This window comes from Dictyobacter alpinus (assembly GCF_003967575.1).
GTDB classification, from domain to species: Bacteria; Chloroflexota; Ktedonobacteria; order Ktedonobacterales; family Ktedonobacteraceae; genus Dictyobacter; species Dictyobacter alpinus.
In genome coordinates, this window is the sequence record NZ_BIFT01000001.1 from 1,328,231 (window position 1) to 1,341,187 (window position 12,957).

The window sequence follows — 12,957 nt, forward strand, 5'->3', positions numbered from 1 at the left end:
CCACACAGTTGTACTGCCAGCACAACGAACGAGCAGTTACGGCCAGTGTGGCCCTATGACATAATGCAGCAAGACGATCTGATTGGAACAACGCTCGGCAATTACCGAATCCTGGGGACACTTGGACAGGGAGGAATGGCACGGGTGTATAAGGCACACCAGGAAAATCTGGGACGTGATGTTGCCGTGAAGGTGTTACCACCCTGGTATGCCGCTGACCGTAGTTTCGTTGAGCGCTTCAATCTGGAGGCCAGATTAGTCGCCTCGCTCAACCATCCAAATATTGTGACCGTACATGATGCAAGCGAACAAAATGGTCATCTGTATATTGTGATGCAACTTGTAGATGGTGGAACATTAAAACAACGCTTTGATAGATCTTTATATGAGAAACGGGCTATGGACACGGCTGAGCTGGTCTCTATCTTTATCCAGCTGGCTGATGCCCTGACCTATGCTCATGCACAGGGAGTCATTCACCGGGATATCAAGCCGGTTAACGTGCTGATGGATCGTTCTGGCCGTCCCATCCTTTCTGATTTTGGGATCGCCAAGGTGCTGGCCAGTACCCAGACCAATCTTACGCGTCCCGGGGCCGGGGTCGGTACGCCTGAATATATGTCGCCAGAGCAATGCCAGGGTGGTCCTGTAGATGGACGTGCTGATATTTATGCCCTGGGCACGATGCTCTTTGAAGCGGAGACCGGGCGTACACCATTCATGGCAGATAACTATCCGGCGCTGGCCCATAGCCATATCTATGAACAGCCGCCCTATCCAAGGGCGATTAATCCACACATACCTCCACCCATTGAGCAAATAATTTTAACCGCGCTGGCCAAAAATCCTGCTCAACGTTACCAGACAGCCAGGGATATGGCGGAAGCATTAAATCAGGCATTGCAAATGATCAATAATCCAGCTCAATCAGCTATCGGCGGCTATTTCAACCAATCGCCCATGGCCGCTGGACCGGCACCAGGCTTCATGCCTCAACATATGCAGCCGCAGCCACAAGCACCTATGCTTCAGCCACAATCCCAACCACCTGTGCTGCAACAGCCCATGGTTCAGCCGCCTATGGGCCAACCACAGTCCCAGCAGCCTATGGGCCAGCCACCGATACCACAAACACCCACAGTGATGGATAACCGCCAACAGAACGTTCTGTTTGCTTGCTTTAACTGCCAGCATCTCAACAAACCTCAGATGCGCTACTGCACACGCTGCGGCTACCTCCTCAATCAATGTACAGTCTGCGGAGAACGCAATCCCATTGGTAATCGTTTTTGCACTCATTGTGGACAGCCACTGGCTATGTAGCGCCACAGGTAAATGTCCCCTATGTTTTTAGAGAAGAAAAAGGAGCATAATGAAAATCATACTCCTTTTTCTTCTCTAAAACACTTTCGTTGTTAATTAGTAGGCAAATTCATCAATCTCGAATGATGACAACCTTTTCAATGTTTTCCTTTGCTCATCCATACGCTTATGTTGCAACATAGTTCGCTGCTCTGTACTTAAGGCGAGCAGTGCACGTACGCGCTCAACGATAACGCTGGGTTGAGTCGGCTTGGTCAGATATTCAAGGGCCCCTTCTTCAAAACCATGCATCTGCTCCTGCAACTGGACCAGAGCACTCATCACCAGTACTGGAATATGTGGAAGTAACCGATTTGCACGCAACCAGTGCAGAACGTCCCAGCCAGAACCAGGTTGCATGATCAGGTCCAGGACAATCAGGTGTGGTTGGAAATCTGGAATGATGCGTATCGCGTCCAGACCATTGGAAGCTGCCATAACTTCAAAGCCCTGATGCTTCAAAAAGAAACAAAGCACCTGCCGGATAGACATCTCATCCTCAACAACAAGTATCCTTCTCTGTCCAGTTGCTTCATACATATTTCTTAAACCTCTACTATCCACCAGCATATCACATTATCTACTATTTACGGCTGCGCCTGACCAGAGGAAAACGCACTTCAGAGATCGTGCGCTCAACGGGCTCATTATTATCTTGCGCATTGCGATTTGAGAGTGTTACCAGACCACGGCGCAAGGAGAACTTGCCATCGAGATCCGCGATCAGATGTTTGATGAGTGAAAGCCCCAGGCCCTCTGAACTTCCTTCAGCGTTCTCATCAAGTGACAGTTCAAAGGTGGGTCCCACACCATCGTCTAAGACCTGCACGATCACCATACCATCCTCTTCCATACCTCGAATGATAATTGAACCTTCAGTCTTCGTGGCCATGCCGTGTTTGATTGAATTAGAGATCATCTCATTAACGACCAGGGCCAGCACAGTAACGGCCCGTGATGGAATCACGATCGGACTCGGCTCCACCTGGAAGGTAATGCGTTTCTCTGGTGGACACAGGTTGGAGTGCGCGACGCCTACAATCTTACGGGCGATCTCATCGACACGGGCCTCGCTGACATCTTCATGAGCCAGCAGATCGTGGGTTGAGGCCAGACCCTGTACTCGGTTAACGCTCTCAGCCAGCGTGGCTCGGATCTCAGGCGATTTCGTACGGCGGCGCTGCAAGGAAAGAATGCCAGCAACTGTAGCCAGATTGTTTTTAACCCGATGATGCAACTCACGCAGCAAGACCGACTTCAACTCCAGTCCTCTCCGTGCCTCTTCATACAAACGGGCATTTTCAATGGCAATCGCAGCTTCATTGGCAAAGGTAATCACCAGTTGCATCTGCTCGGGACTCAACAGGTGTCGATGATTGCTATAGATACAGATACATCCCAATACCTTCTGTTTGACCTTCAGGGGAACACAGAGGACCGAGTGTATTTCGGATGAGACAAAGGGATCACTATGAATAAAACACGTCTCATCGGCCTGGAAACAGTCTACAGCCATACTTGGTCGGCCTGTTTGCACGGAACGTCCTGCACAACACTGACCTACGCCAATCTGGATGCTAGAGGCCAGGTTCGTATTCAATCCATAATGAGCCAGTACATGCAGCTTCTGGCGATCCTCGTCCAGTTCAAAGATACAGGAACGCTCAGCCCCTGAGAGATGAACGGCCTGCGTGGTAATGATCTGCAGGACTTCATCCAGGTTTAAGGTGGAGGCAATGATCGATGAGACACGATGGATGGTCGCTAATTCGTGTACTTTGCGGCGCAGCTGCTCATCGGTCTGTTCATACAGCCGGCCATTCTCAATATTGATGGCGACAATGCCTGCCACAACCTCGACAAAACTTATCTCTTCACGCGTAAATTCGCGTGGCTCAATTGACTGGACACTGATCACGCCGATCAAGCGTTCCGTACCGCCGAAAAAGATGATTGGTAAGGCCATCAAACCATGAAAATCGGTATGGTAGGCGCGTGCCTCGGTAGCAAAGTTCATATCCGTCAGTGCATCTGACGCGAACAAGGGACGTCCTTTATCGGCGACCCAACCGCTATAGCCCTCTCCCAGGCGTAAGGTATAGTGCATACCACCTAGAGGGCGAGGACCATTGGTGGCGCGCAACGTCAGGACACGCTGCAATTCATCGTAGAAAAAGATGGAACAAAGCTCAACGTGTAATTCAGCCGCAACTTCCTGGGCCGTAATTTCCAGGGTCTGATCCAGATCCATCACAGAATTACTGACACCATTGATACGCTGAAGCGCAGTCAGACGCTGTTCTAATTGCTGTGTCGTGTGGACACTCTCGACTTTGTATTGATCGGTTACGCTCTGATAGCCACGGGCCAGCGACATCACACTGATAGATTGCAGTTGCGACAGGCGGGCAGTTGCCTCGGCCAGCATAATCGGCTGCTCCTGCAATATCTCTTTCAGTTCGCTCAAGAGAGCATCGATATACAGCTGTAAACCGTTTAAACGCCCATCTAACTTCCCACCCTGTTCTGCCAGCCAGCGACCAGACTGCTCGAAGCGGGCAGCCAGATTTTCATTGGTGACACCTTCATTTCCAATCAGAGCATTAAGAAGAAGCCAGGCATCACTCCCCTCCTCTGGACCCTGGCTATCGCCAGAGGCTCGCTGCAAGCGAGCCTGCAGGCGTGAGAGATGGGTATGTAACACTTGCTCTACGTCTTCGCCTAATATCACGTTTTTTTCCTAATCTGCTTCGTTCCACGCTAAAATACGGCATACCCTACTATCCATCGTACTTTGTCCATCTAACATATTTTAGTTGGGCTATGAGACAGTGTCAAGAGAAGAGTATACGTCCACCGACACCAAAAATCTGCTTAGATAGCTTGTAACCATGACGAATGTCCTATCCATCGGCTTTTTTTTACTACACCGCTTCCTTCTTCGTCATATAAATGATGTTTGCAGGCAGGATAAATTGTTTGATAAAGAGGTTTGCTAGAAGATGAAATGCTCACAATGCGGCATGCCGCTCTCTCCAGCGCGTACCAGTTGTCCACGGTGTGGCGCACCAAGTGGCAATGCAGGCGGGCGCGCATCGTCTATGTCCCAGAACACGCAGTCACCGACCCAGGAAAATAGCGCGAATAACCAGTATGCCCCCTGGGGAACACTTGCGCCAGCGGCTACGCCACAGGTACCACAGTCTGAACAAGGAGCATTTCCAGCACAACCTGGACAATTTTCACCTGCGCAACAGGGGAACAATCCTTATCAGCCTTATGCTGCCAGCTTTCCGCCCGTGGCTAACCAGAATCAGATGTATATGCCATCAACACCATCGCCAACACCATCACGACCCGTTCCAACTCCTAGCAATGGTGCTCCCTCCTTTGTACAGCCCCGGCCGATTACACCTGTACAACCCCGGCCTGCTACACCTAAGCGCAAACCACATACCAGATTGGGTTTCACTATTGCCGGACTCTGCTTCATGAGCGGTGTCCTGATTATGATCTTTGTATTTATCATGGCACAGAGTCTACCAGTAGCGCCGCTGGCCACGACACCACCTGCACCTGTACTCACTCAGACCACGCCCGAGCCTGCGCCAACCGCCACTGAAAAAGCCCAGGCCCAACAGCCCGCGCCAACCACAGCAGCGGCCACAGCGACCCCGACCGTTGCAGCAACAGCAACGGTCGCTTCAGCCAACCAATATATCGACCAGACCAATCTGGCTAGTTCTGTAGATACCCGTACGGGTCAACCATTACAACTTACCAATCAATTTCACCTCGGTCAATCTATCTACGTCACCATGACCATTCACCAGGCCGCATATAATGGAGCGGTCTGCCTTAACTGGTCAATCAACCAGCAAAAATTCCCTTACGTTAACTCAGCTTCCCCTGGAGGCACCTATCCCGCCCAGACCAGTGCTTATTTCTACTACAAACCAAACGCCACCGGCTCAGGCTCTGTCGACGTCTACTGGGCCAGCTCAGACGCCTGCACCAATGGAGTACTCATCAAACATCTTCCATTTACGGTCGCCTAAAACACAAAAATGCAAATAATATGGTCTGGTCAAATGATGCGCAAGGCGCATCATTTGACCAGACCATATTATTTAAGTATGAGCACTTTAGTGCTCGAGTGCTGCTGCTGCTTTTTTTATTTTTATGCCTTGTCTTCTTCCTGAGCAATGAGCAGGGGGAGGCTGGTTAGCAGTGCACTTTGTTCTTGTGGAGTCAGGGGCTGCAATGGGAGGCGGGGCAGGCCACCATAACCAACAACATGTTCCAGGGCAGCTTTTAGACCCGCCACACCATATTTGGAGGTAACCGCACTATTAGCAGGAATCAAAAGCGCCTGCAGGATACGCGCCTCTTCGATTTTCTCTTGCTCAAACAGGGTTTGTACCCGACAAACTGTACGCGGAAAGACATTGGCCAGAGCGGCCACAGCTCCAATAGCGCCCGCGACCAGCGCAGGAAGCAACATATCGGCACTGCCAGCGAAGATACGGAAACCCGGGGTGGCTCGGGCCACCAGTTGCATCAACTTACTGACATCACCAGAACTATCCTTAACACCAACAATATTTGGATGCTCGGCCAGCTCACAGATCAGTTCAACACTGAGATTGATACCGGCGGCGCTGGCGGGCATATTATAGATCAGCACAGGTACAGGACTGGCATCGGCGACGGCTCGGTAATGGTTGCTGAGGGCCGCGTCATTCATACGGCGTGGATAATATGAGGGTGGTAGTATCAGCGTGAAGTCAGCGCCATACTGGGCCGCCTGCCGACAGTAAGCGATAGTCTGGCGCGTAGATTGCGCGCCACAGCCAGCGACAACCGGCAGATGAACACCCATGGCACTTTCTACTTCATGGCAGACGGCCAACAGTTGTGACCGCTCTCGATCCTCTAAATGGACCGCCTCACCATTAGAACCCATCAACACATAGCCCGCGATCCCACTTGTCGCCAGACGGCGCAGATGCCGCTCAAACGTCTGGAGATCCAGCTGCTCATCCCGTCCGAAAAAAGTAGGAACCGGTGGATAGATACCGCCCGCTAAAGGCTTTGCTTGCATCGCCATAGATATCCTCCTGCTCACTTACGCACCTAACGACCATTCAACGCCAACAACACAATCAGGACCACGATAGCCGCCAGCACCCCGATCCAGAGGAAGCGGATAAACTGCTCCCTTTGAGCTGCCTTCTGGCGTAGCTCGCTTACACGCGACTCTTCAGCCGGCGACCAATGAGCCATACCACAATAGGGACAGAGAGGGAAGAGCTCATAGGGAGGACAGAGCCCGCCCTGATTGGGTGCCTTGTCCTGTCCGTAGGAATAGGAGCCGATCTCATAGCGAATCTGCTCGCTCTCAAAGATGGCGGTACAATGGGTGCAGCGCAACAAAAGATATTCCGGCCAATCCGTGGCATGGCAGTTAGGACAAAAACGTGGGAGCGCCTGATCCTGCCAATGATGATGACAGCGATGGCAAAAATAGCGCTGCTTCGCCTCAGGCGCCACGCCACGCAACAAGCCATCCTCTACCAGTTGCTGGACCTCATGTGGAGCGAGTTTATAATCGCTATCCACCAGATCCACCAGCGCGGGCTTGCCCATCTGTAGCGTGGGAAATGCATAGTGCCGCTGCCGATCCCGGCGCGCACCCGGAGAAACCTCGCTCTGCCCCGACTTCCTCGCCGCTGTGCGCATCCCTGAGAAATTTTCAGCAGACGAACGCGTAGAAGACGCCGAACCATTACGACCTGTCAGCAAATGTTCAGAGCGCTGAGCATCATACTGCCTGCGTGACTCAACATCATTCAGCGTCTGGTAAGCCTGCAATATATGGGCCATACGTTCATTGGCGTCAGCCCCCTTATAGACATCGGGATGATACTGAAGCGCCAGCTTTTTAAACGCAGCCTTAATGGTGCCTGGTGACGCAGTTGAGTCCACCCCAAGCACTTCATAGTAATCAGTAAAAGTATTCATTTATCAATCAGCGTTGGAAACATGCCCGCTAGCAATTTTTTATAAAACAAGGTATCTTCTAGTACATAGACGAATAACAGATCAAAAGGTTGTACATATGGTAAAAACACGAGAATATCAAACTTTACTAAGCGCCTGCAACCAGGAAGGCTGCCTCCTTTGCAATCTAGTACATGAGAGTGTCTTTCGCTATCTGGATTCCTGGAAATATGAGCTCTTCACTGATGTGGATATTCGCCAGGAACTACGCAATACCCAGGGCTTCTGCTATATTCACACCTGGCAACTGGTCCAAATGGGAGCAACATTGCCAATCGCTCAAGCTTATCGAGACATCCTCTCGGATACTATCGAGCAACTGGAACAAAGCTCCTCACAAGGCACATCTTCATCGGGTGGCTTATTCCGTCGCCTCTTTGACAATAAAAGTGACAGCAGCCAGAAACCTGCCTGTCCCGCCTGTAAACAAAAAGTGCAGGCCGAAGAAGGCCATATTCGTAGCCTGCGCCAGGCCTTGCTGGATGACGAATTTATAGCCGCTTTCTCAGCATCCACCGGCCTCTGCCTCGACCATTTTCGCCTGGCAAGCGAACTACGTACCGCCGACGTACCCGGTGGCTGGCAACAACGCCTACGCCAGGCACAACTCACCTGCTTAAAACGCCTGGACCAACAACTAGGAGAACTGATCCGCAAACACGACTACCGCTTCAAAAGCGAAGAACGAGGCAACGAAATGAAATCCTGGCAACGCGCCGCCGGCCTCGTAACCGGCGAAAACATCCTGAACCAATAGAAATAAGCGTCTATCCTTAGCACACCCATCCCATTTTACAGTGTTTCGCTAACACGCCTATCCTATATAATGTTTGGTGGCCAATGGCGCGATCAGCGCCATTGGCCACCAAACATTATAAAACCAGCGAGCGCCGCAGGCGCGAGCCATTACAAAAAAAGAGGAAAAGCAACCTCGCTTTCCCCCTCTTCATAATTCACTGGAACTAGTGAGACATACTCAACAACCCAGCATAATCATTACCTTCAACAAAATCTTGCGCCGAGACAGAAGCCCCTTCCGGCTGCACACGCCAGAACTTACCAGCCACTTGATCCCAGTTAGCAAGAATCTCTTCAGAGTATTTACTGCGCGTCTTACGAGCATGAAGCTCAACAATACTACGCAATGCCTCTAGCTCACCATTATCAGACAGGCGGCTCAACCCAACCATCTCGGTGTTACAGCGGCGCACAAACTGCTCCTCGCGATCCAGTACGTAAGCGACACCAGAAGACATACCAGCGCCAAAGTTTTGTCCGGTCTCACCCAGAACAACTACCATACCACCAGTCATATACTCGCATGCATGATCGCCCACGCCCTCAACGACCGCCACGCCACCACTATTACGGACCGCGAAACGTTCGCCAGCGCGTCCAGCAGCAAAGAGATAGCCACCAGTGGCACCATAGAGCGAGGTATTACCAAGGATAATATTATCCTGTGAAGCAAAGGTCGATTCACTTGGTGGTGTGATAATAATCTGTCCACCAGCCATGCTCTTGCCAACATAATCGTTGGCATCGCCACTCAGGATCAGCCGCATACCAGTCACATTAAAGGCACCAAAGCTTTGTCCAGCCGAACCAGTGAAGTTGCAGGTGATACTGACACCGGGCAGACCCGCATTGCCATGACGGCGCGCCACCTCACCGGCCAGACCAGCACCAATCGAGCGATCATAGTTATTGATCTCATACTGAGCAATAATACTCTGCTCGCCCCGCAACGCTGGCTCCGCATCTACCAACAACTGTTCGGCAACCCTGGACTGAGGCACAGTAGTCTGGGCCGCAGGATCCGAGATCACTGGTAACGAGGTCAGTAAAGGAGCAACATCCAGATCACAGGACTCTCTACACTCCAGGAGATTCGCTCGTCCAATGATATCTTCTAGCCGTGTATAACCGAGCTGGGCCAGTAATTCCCGTACCTCTTCAGCTACCTGGGTCAGGTAGTTGATCAGGAACTGGGGGCGCCCGGTAAATTTGGCACGCAAATCTTCACGCTGGGTCGCGATACCGGCTGGACAGGTGTTGAGATGGCATTGACGAGCCATATCACAGCCGAGGGAGACCAGTGCAGAGGTACCAAAGCCAAATTCTTCGGCACCCAGCAGGGCACCAATAATCACATCGCGACCAGTCTTGAAGCCACCATCAACACGCAATTTGACGCGTTTGCGCAGGCCATTTTTGACCAGCACCTGCTGGGCCTCGGCCAGACCACGTTCCCATGGCATACCAACATGCTTGATCGATTGGATCGGGGAGGCTCCGGTGCCACCATCATGGCCACTGATCAAGACATAATTAGCATGACCTTTAGCCACACCGGCAGCAATCGTTCCCACACCAGCTGCTGAAACCAGCTTTACGCCAACGCGGGCAGTCGGATTGACCTGGTGTAGATCGTAGATCAGCTGAGCAATATCCTCAATACTATAAATGTCATGGTGTGGTGGTGGTGAGATCAATTGTACGCCGGGAGCCGTATGGCGCAGTTTGGCGATAAACGGCGTTACCTTGAATGGTGGTAGCTGACCGCCCTCACCTGGTTTAGAACCCTGAGCCATCTTAATCTCAAGCTCTTCAGCTCGTACCAGATACTCCGGCGTAACGCCAAAGCGTGCCGAAGCCACCTGCTTGATCTTACTGCTCACAGGATAGCCCTCGATGGTCTTGTGATACCACTCGGGATCTTCACCACCCTCACCTGTGTTGTTACGGGCACCAATGCTATTCATCGCCGCCGCAATCGTCTGGTGAGTCTCAGGACTTAACGCACCTACAGACATTGCTGAAATCACGAAGCGCATACGAATGGACTCCATGGATTCTACTTGATCCAGTGGAATTGATTGAGATGGCGCAAAGGATAGCAAGTCGCGTAGCACGGTCGCGGGACGCTGATAGACCAGTGAGGTGAACTGCTGATAATCCTCTTTCGTACCCGATTGGGCCGCCTTTTGTAGGGCACGCACAATCAAGGGATTAAAGGCATGATATTCAGCATCACGGCGGAAGCGATAGCGACCAAGGTCGGCCAGTTTACGCTTCTTTGGATTGGTTGCATCCAGCGCCGCCTGCCCTTGCTCCAACTCTTTAGCCTGTTTGATTAACTGTTCAGCGACCAGCCGGTACGTAATCCTTCCAGTATGGAAGGTGGAACCAACGAAACAGCGCTGCACAAACTCGGGGGCCAGACCCAGTACCTCGAATTGTCCTGCTCCGATGATATTGCGCAGGGTTGAGATACCCATACGCGCCATGATTTTACACAGGCCATCTTCAATCACATGAATGTAGCGCTCAACCGCCAGTTCACGTGTCACATGTTCCAGACGGCGCTCACCAGCCAGGGCGCGTACACTTGCCAGTGCCAGGGTTGGTACAATTGCTTCGGCACCATAGCCAAGCACCAGGGCGATCTGATGGACATCACAGACCTTACCAGTCTCACAGATCAATGAAGCGCTAGAACGTAAACCTTTCTCAACCAGTGTGCGATGCACCGCCCCGATAGCAATCACCATTGGAATCGGGAGACGCTTCAGGGATGCATCGTTATCACTCAAGACAATCAATGTAATTCCGTCTTGAATGGCGGCGATCGCTTCCTGCTCCAATCGATCCAGGGCCTTCTCCAGACCGTCCTGACCATCAGTTATATCAAAGGTTGTTAATAATTTGCGTGAGCGGAACTGCTCATCATCCAGAGTTAGCAGGGTATGTAACTGGGCCTCCGTTAAAATGGGGGTGGTCAGATGGATCAGACGCGCATGCTCAGGAGTCTCGGTCAGCAAACTGCCACGACGACCAATATAGCTATCCAGCGACATGACCACGCGCTCACGCAATGGATCAATTGGAGGATTTGTCACCTGGGCAAAACGCTGACGGAAGTAATCTGAAAACGAGCGTTGCTGATTTGATAGTACGGCCAGCGGCGCATCATCACCCATACTCCATGTCGGCTCTTTATTCTCCGACAGGATTGGGCGCAGTACCATCTCTACATCCTCATGTGTATACCCAAAGATCTGTTGACGGGTGAATACATCAACGTTTTCGGGATTTTCAGCGAACTCTTCTACGCTAGCAGCTGGCAAGTGGGCGAGGCTCAAACGCTGACTTTCCAACCACTGCTGATACGGTTGACGTTGGGACAATACTTCCTTGATCTCATGATCGCGCAAAAAGACCTGTTGCTCTAAATCAACGGCCAGCATTTCTCCAGGTCCGAGGCGACCTTTCTCAACCACATCTTGCGGCTCAACCGAGACAACACCAGCTTCCGAAGCCACGATCAACAGACCCTGGGCCGTCAGAACGTAACGTGCAGGACGTAGACCATTGCGGTCCAATGCGGCACCAACCGTACGACCATCAGTGAAGACCAGCGCGGCAGGACCATCCCAAGGCTCAATCAAGCCTGAATGATACTCACACCAGGCACGCTGGGCGGCATCCAATTCATCATCATGCTCCCAGGCGGGCGGGACCAACATCTGCATACTTTGTAAGAGTCCACGACCAGAGGCCGCCAGGAACTCCAGCGCATTATCCAATTGGGCTGAATCACTATTGCCAGGCTGAACAACGGGCAGCAGGTCCGAGATCTGCTCATTCCAATAAGGAGATGACATTGATCCTTCACGTGCCTGCATCCAATTACGGTTACCCTGGATCGTGTTAATTTCACCGTTATGGGCTAACAAACGCATTGGTTGTGCCAGTGGCCAGGCTGGAAATGTATTGGTGCTATAGCGCTGATGGAATACTGCCAGCGCGCTTGTATAGCGTGGATCGGCAAGATCACGGTAGAAATTCGCCAGATCGTGCGGTGCCAGCAGACCTTTATGCACAACAATGGTATGGGACAGTGAGACAACATAACAATCGGTTATCTGAGCCTCGGAAAGCTTGCGCTCGATTACGCGACGAGCATGGTACAAAGCTTTCCCATAAGCCTCAGTAGTAACATGGGCCGGACGCGAGATTAACACTTGCGCTATCTCTGGCGCGATTTCGCGGGCACGGGCGCCAAGGATGTCATAATTGATAGGGGGGGTACGCCAACTTAAAACTGTCAGGCCAGCCTCATCAAGCACCTGTTCAATAATCTGGCGACACTGCTGTGTCCGGTCACTGCCACGAGAGGGGAGAAAAACCATACCGACGGCCAGGTCAGTAGGATTGGAGACGGTAATGTGCTGTTTCTCAAGTTCCTCAAGAAGCAATGCTCTAGGAATCTGTGTAAGTATGCCAGCGCCATCATAAACTTCTGCGTCTGCATCCTGAGCACCGCGATGGGTGAGGCGCGCTAACGCTTCAAGGGCCTGTTGAACCAGGGAATGATTAGCCTCACCTGAAACGTGCGCTAAAAACCCTGTACCGCAGGCATCATGTTCCATGCGGCTATCATAAAGCGGATACATTTGACACGCAGATTGAATGGCTTCATGCTTGTGCGTCATGCATTGCTCTCCCAATTAATGACTATCTTGCTCA

8 protein-coding genes are annotated in these 12,957 nt (G+C 51.7%); 3 read left to right on the forward strand and 5 right to left on the reverse strand.

The window, feature by feature from the left end:
• Window positions 1–63 precede the first annotated feature (63 nt).
• Window positions 64–1,323 carry a serine/threonine-protein kinase gene (locus EL633_RS05245; RefSeq protein ID WP_126626173.1) on the forward strand — a complete coding sequence of 420 codons (1,260 nt, stop codon included), beginning with the start codon at window positions 64–66 and terminating at the stop codon, window positions 1,321–1,323.
• A 96-nt stretch (window positions 1,324–1,419) separates the two neighbouring features.
• Here the strand turns inward: EL633_RS05245 and EL633_RS05250 are convergent, their stop codons facing one another.
• Both EL633_RS05250 and EL633_RS05255 read right to left on the reverse strand, forming a co-directional pair.
• Window positions 1,420–1,902 carry a response regulator transcription factor gene (locus tag EL633_RS05250; protein ID WP_161981964.1) on the reverse strand — a complete coding sequence of 161 codons (483 nt, stop codon included), beginning with the start codon at window positions 1,900–1,902 and terminating at the stop codon, window positions 1,420–1,422.
• Between the two features lie 43 nt (window positions 1,903–1,945).
• Window positions 1,946–4,093 carry a sensor histidine kinase gene (locus tag EL633_RS05255; protein WP_126626175.1) on the reverse strand — a complete coding sequence of 716 codons (2,148 nt, stop codon included), beginning with the start codon at window positions 4,091–4,093 and terminating at the stop codon, window positions 1,946–1,948.
• Window positions 4,094–4,364: 271 nt separating this feature from the next.
• On the opposite strand from EL633_RS05255, the gene EL633_RS05260 reads away from it, so the two are divergent.
• Window positions 4,365–5,420 (forward strand): hypothetical protein, encoded by a 1,056-nt coding sequence (locus EL633_RS05260; RefSeq protein WP_126626176.1) that lies wholly within the window; start codon window positions 4,365–4,367, stop codon window positions 5,418–5,420.
• A 122-nt stretch (window positions 5,421–5,542) separates the two neighbouring features.
• Here EL633_RS05260 and EL633_RS05265 read toward each other — a convergent pair whose 3' ends face one another.
• Both EL633_RS05265 and EL633_RS05270 read right to left on the reverse strand, forming a co-directional pair.
• Window positions 5,543–6,472: a dihydrodipicolinate synthase family protein gene (locus EL633_RS05265; protein WP_126626177.1), complete on the reverse strand. Its 930-nt coding sequence runs from the start codon at window positions 6,470–6,472 to the stop codon at window positions 5,543–5,545.
• 26 nt (window positions 6,473–6,498) lie between these two features.
• Window positions 6,499–7,386 carry a J domain-containing protein gene (locus tag EL633_RS05270; protein WP_126626178.1) on the reverse strand — a complete coding sequence of 296 codons (888 nt, stop codon included), beginning with the start codon at window positions 7,384–7,386 and terminating at the stop codon, window positions 6,499–6,501.
• 97 nt (window positions 7,387–7,483) lie between these two features.
• Here EL633_RS05270 and EL633_RS05275 point away from each other — a divergent pair, with 97 nt between their 5' ends.
• Window positions 7,484–8,182: a DUF6062 family protein gene (locus EL633_RS05275; RefSeq protein WP_126626179.1), complete on the forward strand. Its 699-nt coding sequence runs from the start codon at window positions 7,484–7,486 to the stop codon at window positions 8,180–8,182.
• 205 nt (window positions 8,183–8,387) lie between these two features.
• Here EL633_RS05275 and gltB read toward each other — a convergent pair whose 3' ends face one another.
• Window positions 8,388–12,923 carry a glutamate synthase large subunit gene (gltB, locus tag EL633_RS05280; protein ID WP_126626180.1) on the reverse strand — a complete coding sequence of 1,512 codons (4,536 nt, stop codon included), beginning with the start codon at window positions 12,921–12,923 and terminating at the stop codon, window positions 8,388–8,390.
• Window positions 12,924–12,957 lie beyond the last annotated feature (34 nt).